Annotated in this window: 15 protein-coding genes; 13 read left to right on the forward strand and 2 right to left on the reverse strand. The window is 62.9% G+C overall.

Annotated features, from left to right (window positions below; genetic code table 11):
• The first annotated feature begins 45 nt into the window (after window positions 1-45).
• The 5 genes from NKJ67_RS09430 to NKJ67_RS09450 all read left to right on the forward strand — a co-directional run bounded on the left by NKJ67_RS09430 (window position 46) and on the right by NKJ67_RS09450 (window position 5,394).
• Entirely contained in the window at window positions 46-1,125 is a 1,080-nt protein-coding gene (locus NKJ67_RS09430; protein WP_352581173.1) for a substrate-binding domain-containing protein, read from the forward strand.
• Between the two features lie 81 nt (window positions 1,126-1,206).
• Entirely contained in the window at window positions 1,207-2,718 is a 1,512-nt protein-coding gene (locus NKJ67_RS09435; protein ID WP_352581174.1) for a sugar ABC transporter ATP-binding protein, read from the forward strand.
• Between the two features lie 8 nt (window positions 2,719-2,726).
• Window positions 2,727-3,689, forward strand: coding sequence for an ABC transporter permease (locus NKJ67_RS09440; RefSeq protein ID WP_352581175.1), 963 nt, complete (start codon window positions 2,727-2,729; stop codon window positions 3,687-3,689).
• Window positions 3,690-3,692: 3 nt separating this feature from the next.
• The gene (locus NKJ67_RS09445; RefSeq protein WP_127272456.1) at window positions 3,693-4,646 is read left to right on the forward strand and encodes an ABC transporter permease; all 954 of its coding nucleotides are present in this window, start codon (window positions 3,693-3,695) and stop codon (window positions 4,644-4,646) included.
• Between the two features lie 64 nt (window positions 4,647-4,710).
• Complete coding sequence (locus NKJ67_RS09450) at window positions 4,711-5,394, forward strand: SGNH/GDSL hydrolase family protein (protein ID WP_352581176.1); 684 nt, start codon at window positions 4,711-4,713, stop codon at window positions 5,392-5,394.
• A gap of 138 nt (window positions 5,395-5,532) precedes the next feature.
• On the opposite strand, the gene NKJ67_RS09455 is transcribed toward NKJ67_RS09450, so the two are convergent.
• Together NKJ67_RS09455 and NKJ67_RS09460 are read right to left on the reverse strand one after the other, a co-directional pair.
• A complete protein-coding gene (locus NKJ67_RS09455; RefSeq protein WP_127321364.1) occupies window positions 5,533-5,793 on the reverse strand; it encodes a hypothetical protein in 261 nt (86 codons plus the stop codon).
• A gap of 212 nt (window positions 5,794-6,005) precedes the next feature.
• Window positions 6,006-7,109, reverse strand: coding sequence for a histidinol-phosphate transaminase (locus tag NKJ67_RS09460; protein WP_352581177.1), 1,104 nt, complete (start codon window positions 7,107-7,109; stop codon window positions 6,006-6,008).
• A 132-nt stretch (window positions 7,110-7,241) separates the two neighbouring features.
• On the opposite strand from NKJ67_RS09460, the gene NKJ67_RS09465 reads away from it, so the two are divergent.
• From NKJ67_RS09465 to NKJ67_RS09500, 8 genes are all read left to right on the forward strand, one after another.
• Window positions 7,242-8,015, forward strand: a complete 774-nt coding sequence (locus NKJ67_RS09465; RefSeq protein ID WP_127809700.1) for an SDR family NAD(P)-dependent oxidoreductase — start codon at window positions 7,242-7,244, stop codon at window positions 8,013-8,015.
• 207 nt (window positions 8,016-8,222) lie between these two features.
• Window positions 8,223-9,545, forward strand: coding sequence for a histidinol dehydrogenase (gene hisD / locus NKJ67_RS09470; protein WP_352581178.1), 1,323 nt, complete (start codon window positions 8,223-8,225; stop codon window positions 9,543-9,545).
• 15 nt (window positions 9,546-9,560) lie between these two features.
• Window positions 9,561-10,586, forward strand: a complete 1,026-nt coding sequence (locus NKJ67_RS09475; protein WP_352581179.1) for a zinc-dependent alcohol dehydrogenase — start codon at window positions 9,561-9,563, stop codon at window positions 10,584-10,586.
• Between the two features lie 32 nt (window positions 10,587-10,618).
• Window positions 10,619-11,350 (forward strand): histidine utilization transcriptional repressor HutC, encoded by a 732-nt coding sequence (gene hutC / locus NKJ67_RS09480; protein ID WP_013530484.1) that lies wholly within the window; start codon window positions 10,619-10,621, stop codon window positions 11,348-11,350.
• Window positions 11,351-11,456: 106 nt separating this feature from the next.
• Entirely contained in the window at window positions 11,457-12,755 is a 1,299-nt protein-coding gene (locus NKJ67_RS09485; protein WP_352581180.1) for a hypothetical protein, read from the forward strand.
• A gap of 200 nt (window positions 12,756-12,955) precedes the next feature.
• A complete protein-coding gene (locus NKJ67_RS09490; protein ID WP_127269923.1) occupies window positions 12,956-13,963 on the forward strand; it encodes an ABC transporter substrate-binding protein in 1,008 nt (335 codons plus the stop codon).
• A gap of 100 nt (window positions 13,964-14,063) precedes the next feature.
• The gene (locus NKJ67_RS09495; RefSeq protein ID WP_127384037.1) at window positions 14,064-14,831 is read left to right on the forward strand and encodes an ABC transporter permease; all 768 of its coding nucleotides are present in this window, start codon (window positions 14,064-14,066) and stop codon (window positions 14,829-14,831) included.
• 10 nt (window positions 14,832-14,841) lie between these two features.
• Window positions 14,842-15,624 carry an ABC transporter ATP-binding protein gene (locus NKJ67_RS09500; protein ID WP_127269920.1) on the forward strand — a complete coding sequence of 261 codons (783 nt, stop codon included), beginning with the start codon at window positions 14,842-14,844 and terminating at the stop codon, window positions 15,622-15,624.

The following is a 15,624-nucleotide window of genomic DNA, read 5'->3' on the forward strand; positions in this document are numbered from 1 at the left end:
CCATACGAATTCGTAGGCCGGGGCAACCACAAGGAGGAGAGTTTAATGTTAGGATTGCTGAAAACCGTCGGCCTGGGGATGCTCGTTGCGTCCACGCTTGCCGCGACGTCGCTGGCGCATGCGGAAGACATCAAGCTGATGGACGGCGTGGCGCCGCGCCCCGACGACACGCGCATGACCGCGGCCGGTGCGTTCAAGAAGGACCCGCCCTGGGTCATCGGCATGAGCGACTTCGGCGTCAACGCCAACACCTGGACAGTACAGGTGGCGCATGAGGCGGAGAACGCCGCGGCCAAGGACAAGCGCATCTCGAAATTCATCCTGCTCGATGCCGGCTTCGACCAGAAAAAGCAGGTGGCCGACATCGAGGACCTGATCGCGCAGCATGTCGACGCGATCATCGTTCAGCCGGTGACCAGCACATCGGCCAATGCCAGCATCGCCAAGGCGGTCGCCGCCGGCATCCCGGTCATCCTTCACACCGGCCGCATCGATTCCGACGCCTACACCACCGAAATCCAGGGCGGCGCCGAGCATTTCGGCAAGGTGATGGGCGACTGGCTGGTCAAGACCGTCGGCGACAACGGCAAGATCTGGGTCCTGCGTGGCCTGGCCGGCCATCCGGAAGACACCAACCGCTACAACGGCTTACTGGAATCACTTAAAGGCACCCATGTGCAGATCATCGCCGAGGAGCATGGTGACTGGCAGTACGACAAGGCCAAGAAGCTGTGCGAGACGCTTTATCTGAACAACCCACAGGTTGACGGCATCTGGTCGTCCGGCGCTGACATGACGCGCGCCTGCGTCGATGTCTTCAAGCAGTTCGGCACGCCCGTTCCGCCGATTTCGGGCGAGGGCAACAATGGCTATTTCGGCCAGTGGATCACGGACGGGTTCAAGTCGATCTCGCCGGAATACAGCCCCGCCCAAGGTGCGGCCGGCGTGCGCGCCGCCGTTGCCCTTCTGGAAGGCAATCAGCTCTACAAACGCTATGTCTATAATCCCGACGGATGGGACCAGGACAAGGCCAAAAAATACTATCGCGACGACCTCACCGCCAATGTCTGGTGGCCGAGCGAACTGCCAGAAGACAAGCTCAAGGAATATTACGGCAAGAAGTGACGGCGCCGTGGCTGGCGGGGAGTGGACAAGCATTCCCCGCAGGCCATTCCATCTGTCGAATCCGGTTCGTTCGAGGGTTTCGTGACCAATCTTATCGAGATGTCCCACATTTCGAAGGCGTTCGGAGGGAGCAGGGCGCTCCATTCCGTTTCCCTCGATCTCAAGGCGGGCAGCGTCCACGCCCTGATGGGCGAGAACGGCGCCGGCAAATCGACGTTGATGAAGATCCTGGCGGGCGTGCATCAGCCCGATTCCGGTGAGATCTTCATGAACGGGGAGAAGCTCGATCTGAAATCGCCGCGAGCCGCACTCGATGCCGGCATTTCGACCGTTTTCCAGGAGCACTCGCTGCTGCCCAATCTGTCGATCGCCGAAAACATGTTTCTGGGCCGGGAGCCGACGACCCGGTTCGGCTCGATCGATTATCGGGTGATGAGCAGCCAGACCGCCAAGGCGCTTGGCGAACTCGGCCTCACGCTCGACCCGTCGCAACTCGTTTCAAACCTGACCATAGCCGAGCGGCAATTCGTCGAGATCGCGCATTGCATCCAGGCCGACGCCGGCGTGCTCATCCTCGATGAACCGACGGCGGCGCTCAACGCGGCCGATGTCGATGTGCTCAACCGCAACATCCGCCGGCTGCGCGATAAGGGAAAAGCCATCGTCTACATCTCGCATCGCATGGAGGAGATCTTCGAGCTGTGCGACACGGTGACGGTGCTGAAGGACGGCGCACTGGTCGGCACAAGAATGGTATCCGAGATCACCACCGACGAACTCATCGCCATGATGGTCGGACGCGAACTCCAGGACCTTTTTCCCGATCGTACTGATAACAAAGGCGACGAGATCCTGCGCGTCGAGAACCTGAGGATCACCGAGACATCGCGGCCGCTGTCGCTGACATTGCACAAGGGCGAGATCGTCGCCCTGGCCGGCCTGGAGGGACAGGGCCAGCAGCGCTTCCTGAGATCGCTGATCGGCCGCTATCATCCCTCCGCCGGGACGATTTCCGTCAACGGCAAAGCGCTGAAAATGCCGCTCCCGCCATCATCAGGCGTTCGCCATTTGCAGCAGCTGAGGGTCGGCTTCGTTCCCGAGGACCGCAAGGAAGAGGGGCTCTTCCTCGCTTTGCCGATCGCCCACAACATCGCCATCGGATTGCATTCGAGGCGATCCGAACTCGCGGCGGCGCGGCCGTATCGAAACGTGATCGCCCGCATGATGGAGGTCATGAACATAAAGGCGGCAGGGCCGTCCGCGCCGGTCGGCTCCCTGTCCGGCGGCAACCAGCAAAAGGTTCTGCTCGGCCGCTACCTGGCCGCCGATCTCGATCTTCTGCTGGTCGAGGAGCCGACCCGCGGAGTCGACATCGGCGCCAAGTCCGAGATCTACCACCTGCTGCGCGACTTTACCGCCAAGGGCGGCGCCGTGCTGGTGCTGTCGCGTGAGACGATCGAGTTGATCGGGCTCTGCGATCGCATCTACGTCGGCCACGACGATACCATCGTTGCCGAAATGCCGGCAGCGCAGGCGACAGAACACAAGATCCTCGACGCGGCCCTGATGGGCGGTTCCACGCGCCAGCATTAGGGGCCTCCATGCATCGTTCGCTTTTCAACATCCTGAGTGGCCGGAACACCCGGCAAGGCCTGTGGGGCCTGCCGCTTCTGGTCGCCTTGCTCATTTCGCTGTGGCTGGCCGTCGAGACGACACAGTTCGCCACGGCCGAAAACCTCTTCAACCTGGTGGCCCAGGCGATGCCGCTGATCATCGCGGCGATCGGACAGCTCGTCGTCGTGCTCATCGGCGGGCTCGACCTGTCGGTCGGTTCGGTCATCAGCTTCACCACCGCGGTGCTGGCGCTCGACCAGCCGGCGATCGTGCTGATCCCGGCGGTCTTCGTGCTGGCGGCACTCATCGGGCTGACCAACGGCCTGGCGATCACCCGCTTCAACGTCCATCCGATCATCGCGACGCTGTCGACGCAGTACATCGTGCTCGGCATCACGCGCATCCTGCGTCCCGTCTCCGGTGGCACCGTGCCGGAGATCGTCATCGATGCCGTCTCGGGCAGTTTCTTCGGCATTCCCTATCCGGTTTTCTGGGGCATCGCCGTGATCCTGGCAGCGTGGAAACTGCTCTACGGATCCCGGTACGGGCTGCATCTGTTTGCGATCGGCGGCGGCATCGCGTCCGGCGCCGAAAGCGCTGCCCGCAATTTCGGCGTCTCCGACCGCCGCAACATTATCCTCGCCTATGTGGTCTGCTCCTGTTTCGCGGCCGCTGCCGGTGTCTTCCTGGCCGGGCGCATCGTGTCGGGCGATCCGAATGTCGGTCTGCTTTTCGAACTCGATACCGTCACCGCCGTGGCGCTCGGAGGCACCCAGCTCTCCGGCGGCATCGGCAGCCTGCACGGCACAGTGATCGGCGCGCTGGTCATGGCGCTGCTGGCTAACGGCATGAACCTCGCCAACGTCTCGCCCTTTGTTCAGACAGCGATCAAGGGCGGCATCCTGCTGGCGGTGGTCGGGTTGCAATCCCGCAAGAAAATGGGGCTCTGAGCGATGGCCGCCGTTCTCGCAAATCCGATCGCCCGGCGTCTGCTGCGCATCCCGCCGTCCTATTTTGTCTTCATCGTGCTGCTGGCGACGCTGTGGATCGCGCGGCCGAACATGCTCAACCTCAACATCATGGGCATCTTCGTCAGGCAGATCGTGCCGCTCGGCATCCTGGTGCTGGGGCAGCTCGTCGTCATGCGGGTGAAGTCGATCGACCTCTCTGGCGGCGGCATCATCCTGCTCATCAACTATTTCATCTCGTCGGGCACTTTCCCCGGCGCGTCGATGCCTTTCTTCGTCGTGCTGGCGCTCGCCACCGGCCTCGTCATCGGCCTGTTCAACGGCTTCATGATCGGCAACCGGCGGGTGTCGGCGGTCATCGTCACGCTGGCGGTCAGCATCATCCTGGTCGGGCTGGTGCAGTTCCTGTCGAGCGGCAATCCGCCCGGCGATGTGCCGAAGCTGTTCAACGACCTATACAACACGAAATTCCTGTCGGTTCCGACGCCGGTGCTGTTCTGGGTCCTGCTGACCGCTTCGGTGTGGCTGCTTCTGTCGCGGACCATCTTTGGCCGCTACGTCGCTTCGGTCGGGGAGAATGCCGAAGCCGCGCATTTTTCCGGCGTGCCGGTCCAGCGCACGGTCATCCTGGCGCATACGCTCGCCGGCCTGATAGCGGCGATCGCCGCCCTGGTGCAGACCGGTTCCATCGCCGTCGGCAGCGTCCGTATCGGCCTCGACCTGCCGATCCTGGCGGTCGCGGCAACGATCCTCGGCGGCGTCGTCTTCGGTCGTGGCGACGGCGGCGTCTGGGGGCCTTTCTTCGGGGCGCTGTGTTTTGCGCTGCTGTTCGTGGTGATGACGGTGCTCGGCATCGACGAGCCCGGCAAGCTCATCGCGCAGGGCGTCATCATCCTCGGCGCGGCGATCTTCTACGGAGTGCGCGTGCGAAACCCCTGATTTGAAACGGCGAAGAGCAAGTGCGCCGGCGTTCAGACAATTGCAAACAGATGGAGAAACATGGATGTCACCGCCAAAAAACATCATGTGCTACGGCGACTCGCTGACCTGGGGCTGGGTTCCGGTCAAGGAAGGGTCGCCGACCTACCGCTACCCTTATGATCAGCGCTGGACCGGTATGATGGCGGCGGCGCTGGGGGCGGGCTACCACATCATCGAAGAAGGCCTGAGCGCGCGCACGACCTGTCTCGACGACCCCAACGATCCGCGCCTGAACGGGGCGAACTATCTGCCCTCGGCCATCGCCAGCCATCTGCCGCTCGACCTGGTCATCGTCATGCTCGGCACCAACGACACCAAGTCTTATTTCCGCCGGACGCCTTATGAGATCGCCAATGGAATGGCGAAACTGGTCGGGCAGATCCTGACCAGTGCCGGCGGCATCGGCACCCCTTATCCGGCTCCCAAGGCGCTGGTCATTGCGCCGCCGCCGCTGACCCCGATGCCCGATCCGTGGTTCGAGGGCATGTTTGGTGGCGGGCACGAAAAATCCAGGGATCTGGCCAGGCAGTACAAGGCGATGGCGGATTTCATGAAGATCGATTTCCTCAATGCCGGCGATTACCTCACCACGGATGGTGTTGACGGCATCCATTTTACTGCCGGAAACAACGCCGATCTGGGACGCGCCGTCGCCGACAAGGTCAAGTCGATCCTTGAGCCGGGCAAGGTCAGCACTGCCGCCTGAAGCCGCCACGCCCGTCGGCTCGCGGCACACAGGCCTACGGCGCGGGTGTATCGCTCGTTCCTCCGGCGATGCACATCGATACGGGGCCGTTTGGCCCCGTATCGATGTGGCGCTCGACGCCTGCAGACCTGCGTTGATCTAGGGCCTTGTGCCCCGAGGAACATGATCGGCAGACGATTTGGTTTGGCGGTCGAAAACGACCGCCAGGCCGTTCTTCACGGCAAGCGAGGCGACCATGTCGTCGAGTTCGCGATCGGGAATGGCGGGTTTGAGGACCTGCCGGATGGCCCGATAGGCCTGCTCGGTCGACACATAGTCGTAGCGCTTTTTGCGCGCTTCCACATATTGCTCGATGAGAATGCCCAATCGGCGGGCGGCGATGTCATCTGGTTGCTGCAAGGGAGCCTCCTCAGCGTCGATCGTTTGCAGACCCCCGAGATGTAAAAACCCACGCCGCGAAAGTTAAGGCCTGCTGTCGGCTTGAAGCCCAAAAAATCTATTGCCTTCGTTCAACGAACTGCACCGCAGAGTGACATCGTGTCCGAACTGGCACATCGCAGCCGCAAGGCGCGGGTCAACTTGCCCGTCCGAATCCCGACCAAAGCGTGTATTCACAACAGCTCCGACAGAACGGCCATGAAATGGTCGTTCTCCGCTGTCGAGCCGATGCTGACTCGCACATAGGTGTCAAAACCCTGCTGCTTCCACGGCTTGACGATGACGCCGTGACGCAGCAGGCCTTCGACGAAGGCGGAAGCATCTTGCCGGCAGTTGAAGAACAGGAAGTTGCCCCTGGAGGCAGCGACATCGAGGCCCTTGCTCGCCAGGAAAGTCTCGACGCGTTTTCTCTCTGCATTGGCCAGCGCGACGACCCTGGCAAGGTGTTCGTCGTCGGCCAGTGCCGCGAGTGCGGCGGCCTGGGCCATCGCGTTGGCGTTGAAAGGCGTGCGGACGCGGTCGAACAGCGCGCGCAGCTCCGGGTCACCGACGATGCCGAAGCCGATCCGCAATCCGGCCAGACCGAACGCCTTGGAAAAGGTCCGCAGCACGATCCATGGCTGCTCCAGCTTTTCGAGATAGGGCAGGGACGATGCATAATCGTCGCCCTTGGCATATTCGGCATAGGCTTCGTCGATGACGATCAGCGTCTCGTCGCCGACCGCATCCAGAACCCTCGACAGATCGCCGCCGGAGAGCCAGCTGCCGACCGGGTTCATCGGGTTCGAAAACAGCAGCATGCGCGGCCGTTCGCGCACCGCCTCGACCAGCGCATCGACATTGATGGTGAGATCGTCGTTGACGACAACGCGTTTGACGGTCGCCCCCATCAGCGTTGCGTAGTCCTCATGCAGCGGGAACGACGGATAGAGCGTGACGACCGCGTCGCCCGGCCGCAACACGGCACGGCTGATGACGGAGAGAAGGTCTTCGGAACCGTTGCCGAGGATGATCTGGCCCTCGGCGACGGCATATTTGTCGCCGATCGCCTGGCGCAGCTTGCGCCCGGCGGGGTCCGGATAGAGGCGGAACATCTCGGAGCCGGCATGCATCGTCGTGGCTAGCGTCGGGCTGGGCCCGAGCGGGTTTTCGTTGGAGCCCAGTTTGGCGATCCTGGCCGGTGCGTATCGCTCCATGACCTCGTCAATGGTGAGCCCGGAATTGTAGGGCGACAAACGGTTGACTTCGGTGCGGACCATATCCGAGGCTTTCGACACGGGTGGGCTCCTTTGCAGCGGATTTCGTCATCAGTACCGCAGCTGAAATGATTTGTATATGCTTGTATATGTAACCTGCGATCTGATAGCATTGATACCGGCGCCGAGGCCAACACCGATCAGGAGGATCACATGCGCAACGCTTCTCTCTTCGATCTGTCCGGCAGGAAGGCGCTTGTCACCGGTGCAAGCCGGGGCATCGGGCGCAGCATCGCCGAGGCGCTGAGTGCTGCCGGCGCCGACGTCGCGGTCACGGCGCGCAGCCTGGCCTCGCTGGAGGCCACCACGGCAGCCATCCGCGCCGCCGGCGGAGTGGCGCACGCCATCGCTCTCGACGTCACCGATGTCGGCCGCTGCCGCGCAGCCACCAACGAGGCTGCCGGCCTGCTTGGCGGTCTCGACATTCTCGTAAACAATGCCGGGATGGAGGAGGTGCGGCCCTCGCTCGATGTCGACGAGGCGCTGTGGGACAGGATCGTCGACACGAATCTCAAGGGAGCGTTCTTCTGCGCCCAGGCCGCCGCGCGGCAGATGCGCGATGCCGGCCGTCCTGGTGCCATCATCAATCTGTGCTCGCTGACATCCGAAGTCGGAATTCCCACCGCGGTGCCGTATGGCTCGTCGAAGTCGGGGCTGCTCGGCATGACCCGCGCCCTTGCGGCGGAGTGGGCGGAGCTTGGCATAAGGGTCAACGCCATCGCGCCGGGCTATTTCAGGACGGCGATGACGGACGTTTTCTACAGCAACGAGGCATGGCAGCACTCCATGCTGGCCAAGATCCCGCAGCGGCGTTTCGGTGATCTCTCCGACCTGCACGGCATCGCGGTGTTCCTCGCTTCGGATGCGGCGGCCTACATAACCGGCCAGTCCATTCCGGTCGATGGCGGCTTTCTCGCCTCGATCTGATGAGGCAGGTTTGTCTCCGCAGTTTCGAAGGGAAGGATGATGGAAAAATTGCTGGCGACCATCATACATACATGTATATACTTTTGTCCAAGTGAAGCCTCTCGACGGCTTTGATCCTTGTCCCGGGTCGACCTGTCGGCCCGCAGCATATGGCCGGCCTGCGCCAACCGTCATTGCGTTCCAAGAGTTCCAGGAGAACGAGCAGTTATGTCCGACATCAGCTTCCACGATTTGTCATCCATCGATGCCGACCAGCGCGCCAGTCTGCTGAAGCGCGCCGAGGCCGATCTGACGGTCTTCGTCGAGAAGGTCCGGCCGATCATCCAGGCCGTAAAGGACGAAGGCGACGCCGCCTTGATCCGCTTTGCCAGGGAACTCGACAAGGCCAGTGTCGCCGAGGGCGAACTGCAGGTGTCGGAAGCCGAGTTCGACGCGGCGTTCGACAAGGTGGAAAAGGACGTCGTCGAGAGCATCCGGTTCGGCATCGACAACATCAGGCATTTCCACGAAGAGCAGAAGCCGGAGACGATGTGGCTCAAGGAAGTCCGGCCGGGCGCCTATGCCGGCGACAGGTACACGCCGATCGCATCCGTTGCGCTCTACGTGCCGCGCGGCAAGGGCGCCTTTCCGTCGGTGACGATGATGACGTCGGTGCCGGCGGTGATTGCCGGCGTGCCGCAGATCGCCATCGTGACGCCGCCGACATCGGATGGTTCGGTGGATGCGGCAACGCTCGTCGCCGCGCGTCTCGCCGGCGTGGGCACGGTCTACAAATGCGGCGGCGCCCAGGCAGTTGCCGCCGTCGCTTACGGCACCGAGACGGTGAAGCCCGCGCTCAAGATCGTCGGCCCCGGCAGCCCGTGGGTGGTCGCGGCCAAGAGCGTGCTGTCGTCGGTCATCAACACAGGCCTTCCGGCCGGCCCGTCGGAAGCGATCATCTTTGCCGATGACAGCGTTGACGGCGGCCTTGCCGCGCTCGACCTGTTGATCGAAGCCGAGCACGGGCCGGATTCCTCGGCCTATCTGGTGACGCACAGCCGCAAGGTTGCAGAAGCAGCGCTTGCTGCACTTCCCGAGCATTGGTCGCGGATGACCGAACAGCGTGTGGAGTTTTCGCGCGCGGTGCTGACCGGCAAGCGCGGCGGCATCGTGCTGACCGCGTCGCTGGAAGACAGCTACCGCTTCATCAACGACTATGCGCCCGAACATCTCGAGATCCTGTCGAAGGAGCCGTTCGCGCATCTCGGGCGCATCACCGAGGCGGCCGAAATCCTGATGGGTCCGCACACGCCGGTGACGCTGGCCAACTTCGTTCTCGGTCCCAATGCTGTGCTGCCGACCAGCCGTTGGGCGCGGACCTACGGGCCGCTTTCGGTAACGGATTTCGTCAAGCGCTCGTCGGTCGGCTATGTCACCTCGGTGGCCTATCCTGAACTCGCTCTGCACGCCCGCAGGCTCGCCCGCTACGAGGGCTTCAGCTCGCATGAGAACGCGGTCTCGGAAATCCGCGACCGCTATCTCGCCGGTTGAGCGGAAGCGATCGTGATGAAGGCCGCACGACTGTATGGACCTGGTGACTTGCGCATCGAGGACATCGCCACGCCGGGCGTGCCGGATGCGGGCTGGGTGAAGCTCAGGGTCGACGCCGCCGGCATTTGCGGTTCGGACCTGCACAATTTCCGCACGGGACAGTGGATAAGCCGGTCGCCTTCGACGGCCGGCCATGAGTTGACCGGCACGGTGACTGCCATCGGCGCGGGCGTGGACGCCTTCGCCGTCGGCGACAGGGTGGTCGCCGATTCCCGTTTCTGGTGCGGAGACTGCGCGCAATGTCATGGCGGCAGGCGGCATCTCTGTGTGTCGCTGGGCTTTGTGGGAGAAATCTGCGACGGCGGGTTTGCCGAACAGGCGGTGCTGCCCGCGCGGCTTTTGCATATCATCGATGCCGGGCTCGACGAGCGGGTCGCGGCGATGGCCGAGCCGCTGGCGGTGGCGCTGCACGCGGTGCGGCGCCTGCCGAAAACGGCCGGCTCCGTGCTGGTCGTTGGCTGCGGGCCGATCGGCGGTCTTGCCGCGCTATTGCTGTCGCGAACCTTCGCCGGCACCGTGCTCGTCGCCGACCGCAACCAAGCTCGCAGCGCCCGCGTGTCGCAGGTGACGGGTGCCAGGATCGTCGATCTGAACCGAGATGCCGTTGCCGCCGCAACCGCCAATGCCCCGCTGCTCGCGGCCATTGAGGCGACCGGCAGCGTCGCGGCGCTCAACCAGTTGCTTGGCGTTGTCGATCCCGGCGGCACGATCGCCATGGTGGGCATTTTCCATGGCCGCCTCGACATTGATCCCAATACGCTGGTCGAACGCGAAATTGGCTTGCTGGGATGCCACGCCTTTGCCGATGAGCTGCCCGAGGCGGTGCGGATGCTAGGTGAACTCAGCGAACCGCTGTTGGCGCTGATCGACCAGGAGATCGGCCTGGATGACATTCCGGCTGCCTATGAGCGGCTGTTGGCGGGACACAGCGACGGCTTGAAAACAATCATCCGCATGCGGCAACCTGTCGAGCAGTCGTGATTTCCGATGAATCGCCGGAAAGGACTTTTGAAATGATCACTTTGCCCGACACGGCCAGCCCTCTTTACGAGAAGGTGAAGGACTACATCCTGGCGAACATCGGAACGGGCCGGTGGGGCAAGGATCGCAAGCTGCCGTCCGAGAACGAGTTGGTGGCGTCGCTCGGCGTGTCGCGGATGACGGTTCACCGGGCGCTCAGAGAGTTGACCTCGGCCGGGTTCCTGATCCGCCTGCAAGGTGTGGGAACCTTCATCGCGCCGCCGCGGCCGCAATCGACGCTGATCGAGATCAACAACATCGCAGCCGAGATCGTCGAGCGCGGCAACAGGCATCGTTCCGAAGTCCTCGTCCTCGAAACCATCATGCCGACAAAGGAGCTGGCGCTGTCGTTCGAGTTTCCAAAGCGCGTCTCGATCTATCATTCCGTCGTCGTCAATTTCGAGAATGATCTGCCGGTACAGCTGGAAGAGCGCTTCGTCAATCCGAGCCTCATTCCCGATTACGACAAGCAGGATTTTTCGAAGACGGCGACCTACGACTATCTCATGCAGAAAACCCCGGTGACCGAAGTCGAGCATATCATCTCGGCGATCCCGGCCGACGCCGAGACGGCGCGGCATCTGGGCATCGATGTCGGCGCCTGCTGCCTTTTCCTGCACCGCCGGACATGGACAGGCGCGGTGGTGGCCACCATCAGCAAGCTGACTTATGCCGGCAGCCGCTACTCGCTCGGCAGCCGCTATTCCCCTTCAAAAAGCAGCTAACGGAAGCAGGACGAATGCAAGTCGGAGCGGTTTCGTTGTCAATGTATATACATGTGTTGACGAGAACACTTTCGCTCTCGAATGGACGGGCCAAGAAGGACAACAGATGACGCAGACACCGAGTCGCACGGCGCAGATCCGGGCACTCGCGCAGCATGATGTTGCCGAAGCACAAAGCGCGCTGGCGGCATTGCTGGGCGACCTGTTCGCGATGAGTCCCCGCAATGTGCGCATCAACTTCGACAAATACAGCCTCAATTCCCTGAACGGCTTCTTCGAAGACGACGGCAAGGCCTACTTCTTCAAGTTCCATCAGGAGGAGCGGGAGGAGGCGATGACGGGCGAGTATTACCGCGCCGAGATTCTGTCGCGCGCCGGCCTGCCGGTCGACCAACCCATACACATGTCGGCGCAGCCCGGCGAGCAGATCCTTGTCTACCGCCGCCGCACGGATCCGAGATTTTCGGATGTGCTGTTCGCGCTAGATGCGCAGGACGATGCCGGCAAGCGGCAAGAAGCCGTTCTTGCCGAGCGCGACCTGTCGGCCAGGCTGCTCAAGGTCTATCTCGAGACGCTGCATCCGGTGACTGTCGCGGAGGTCTCGGCGGAGCCGATCCACAGGCTGTTTCATGAGCGGCTGATCGATGCAAACACACGCTTGTCGCCAGGCGGCCGGCTGGCCGATTTCTATGTCGGCAAGCCGTTCGTCTTTCCCGGTGCCGAGCTGGATTGGGATCGGTTTTCCCGGCTGAAATTCGTCATCAACGGCCAGCAGTACACCCACAGCGTCGGTGAGCTTTTCGATGCCGCCGCGGTGCGCTTGCGACCCGACCGGCTCGCCGATGCCGGCGGCGTGGTCGCGCATGGCGACGCCCACAACGCCAATGTCTGGTACACGGCTAAGGCGGGGAGGGCGGAACTGTCCTTCTTCGATCCCGCCTTTGCCGGCTCGCATATCCCGACGCTGCTGGCGGAGGTGAAGGCGACGTTCCACAACATCTTTGCCCATCCGTTCTGGCTCTATGATCCGGCGACCGCGACAGAGGCTTTTCGCGCCCAGGCGCGGCTGGACGGAAATCTGCTCCATGTCGACACGGACTGGGACCTGAGCCCCGTCCGCAGCGACCTGCTGGAGGTCAAGGCGACAGCGCTGTGGCGGCCATTGCTGCTGGAGCTCAAACGGCGCGGCATGCTGCCGGCCGATTGGCGCGCGGTGCTGCGGGCCGGTCTTTTCCTGTCGCCGACGCTGGTTATGAACCTGCGGGCCGGCGCGCGCAGCCACACGCCGGTCTCCTCCCTTATTGCCTTTTCAGTCGCGGTCATGGTCGGCAGCGAACCCGTTGCCGGAGCTGATCGGGCGACAGATTTCCTCGACCGGATCGATCCGGAAAAGCGTGAAAATTGAGTCTTTCTAACTTGTATATGCATGTATGTATTTTAGCCTTGACATCCGCTCCCGCTGACGCTGAAATATCCTCGCACTTCACCATGAAGTGGCAGGTAAGATGCCGAGGCACAGTGCCGCAAGAGCAGAAACCCGCAGTCTCACCAGACCGGCTGCCTGGGTTAGAAAAAGCGGTCTGATCATCAAGGGGAACAAAGATGATGCGTAACCTAACAGGACAATTTCGCGCGCTCGTGATGGCCGCCGCCATCGGGCTGGCCGCCGCCCCGGCAGCCTACGCAGCCGATGCGGCCATTCCCACCACGCCCGAGGCAGGAGCGTTCAAGATCGGGATCGAGCCCTGGCTCGGCTATGGCCAATGGCATGTCGCCGAGGCCAAGGGCCTGTTCAAGACAAACGGGCTGAGCGACGTCCAGATCGTCAACTTCGCTGAGGACAAGGACATCAATGCAGCACTTGCAAGCGGCCAGCTCGACGCCGCCAACATCGCCACCCACACGGCGATGGGCATGGTCGCGGCCGGCCTTCCGGTGAAGATCGTGCTGCTGCTCGACGTCTCCATGACCGCCGACGCCATCATCGCCGGCAAGGACGTCACCTCCATCGCGGACCTCAAGGGCAAGCAGGTGGCCTTCGAGGAAGGCACGACGAGCGACATTCTGCTCAAATACGCGCTCGCCAGGAACGGCATGTCGATCGACGATGTCAAGCCGGTTCCGATGCCGGCGTCCGATGCCGGCAGCGCCTTGATCGCCGGCCAGGTGCCGGTCGCGGTGACCTATGAACCGTACCTCACCGTCGCCATGGCGCAGAACAAGGACCTCAAGCTGCTGTTCACCGCCGGCGAGGATCCCGGCCTGATCAGCGACGTGCTGGTGGTGCGTGACGAGGTGATCAAGTCGCGGCCCGGCCAGGTGCTGGCCATGATCAAGAGCTGGGACGCGGCGCTCAAGGACTACAATGCCGACACGCCCGGTGGACGCGCCATCATCGCCAAGGCCGTCGGTTCGGACGTCAAGGACCTCAACACCGCCTTTGACGGCGTGCGCTACTACTCACTCGCCGAAAACAAGACGGCGCTGACAGGCGACTTCACCACCAAGACCTTCGCCGATGTCGAAGCCGCCGCCAAGAACGCCAAGCTGCTGCAGGCCGATGTGACGCCGGAGCAGATGATCGACCCGGCCTTCGTCAAGGCTGCGGAATGACGAAGGCCGGATCGCGGTGGTGACACAGATGCCCCGGGAGCGACCGGCGGCAGGACCGGTCACGAAACCGGCGAGGCGCCGCCGATCCTCCGGGATCGGCGTGCCCATCGCCAGGTCGCGCTTCCTGATCATCGCGGTGGCCGTGTTCGTCGGGCTCGGCCTTGCCTGGTGGGCGGCGACCGGACTGGGGTTGGTAAAGCCGATCTTCCTGCCGTCGCCGGGCAGCGTAGCTATGCAGATCGCCAAGCTCGCCGCCGACGGCACGTTGTGGCTGGACCTCAAAGCCTCGATGTATCGTATCTCCATCGGCTTCCTCATCGCCTCGGCCCTGTCGATACCGATCGGCGTGCTGATCGGCAGTTTCCGGTCCTGGGAAGCGGCCATCGAGCCGCTGGTGGATTTCATCCGCTACATGCCGGTCGTCGCTTTCGTGCCGCTCTCCATCCTGTGGGCGGGCACCGGAGATTCGCAGAAATTCCTGATCATCTTCATCGGCACCTTCTTCCAGCAGGTGCTGATGATCATGGACAATGTGAAACGGGTTCCAGCCGATTTCATTGGCCTTGGGCGTACACTCGGCTTGCCGGATCGCAAGATCCTGACGCGCATCGTCGTTCCCAGCGCCTTGCCGGGCATCTGGGATACGCTGCGCATCAGCCTCGGCTGGGCATGGACCTGGCTGGTGCTGGCCGAACTTGTCGCCGCGACTTCGGGGCTCGGCTATCGCATCACCGTGTCGCAGCGGTATTTCCAGACCAACACGATCATCGGCTACATCCTGCTGCTCGGCCTGCTCGGCCTCATCACCGACCAGGTGATGAAGGCGCTGGAAAAGGTGCTGTTCAAGCAAGAGGGCCGCTCGCAATGAGGTCCAGCCGATGAGCCCCCCCAAATTGCGGATCGCCGGCCTCCACAAGAGCTTCGGCACCGGCGAGCGGCGCACGGAAGTGCTGCGCGACATCAATCTCGATCTTGCCGACAACGAGTTTGTCTCCCTGGTCGGCACGTCGGGCTGCGGCAAGAGCACGCTGCTGTCGATCGTGGCCGGACTGCAGGACTTCGACGCCGGCGATCTCAGCATCGATGGCGCGCCGATCCTGCAGCCGGGTCTCGACCGTGGCGTCGTCTTCCAGTCCTACACGCTGCTTCCCTGGCTGACGGCGCGGCAGAACATCGAATTTGCCCTCAAGGCCGCCGGTTACGATCGCCCGACCTGCCGCAGGATCGCGCTGGAACATCTCGAACTCGTCAAGCTGTCCGACAGCGCCGACCGCTATCCGGCCGAACTCTCGGGCGGCATGAAACAGCGCGTCGCCATTGCGCGCGCGCTTTCCTACCGGCCCAAGATGCTGTTGATGGACGAGCCCTTCGGCGCGCTCGATGCCTTGACCCGGCATCAGATGCAGGAACTGCTCACCCAGATCTGGGAGGAACACAGGTTGACCGTCCTGTTTGTCACTCATGATGTGGAGGAGGCCGTCTATCTGTCGGACCGCATCGTCGTCATGGGGATCGGCCCGGGACGCATCACGCAGACCTTCAACGTCGATATCGAGCGCCCGCGCCGCGAAGAGGTGATGGAAAGCCCTGCATTCATGGATCTGCAGCGCGGCGTGCACAAGGCCATCCGCGAAGGTTCAAAACGCCCCGAAATGGCGTAG

The organism is Mesorhizobium sp. M0088, assembly GCF_040322895.1.
Lineage (GTDB): Bacteria > Pseudomonadota > Alphaproteobacteria > Rhizobiales > Rhizobiaceae > Mesorhizobium.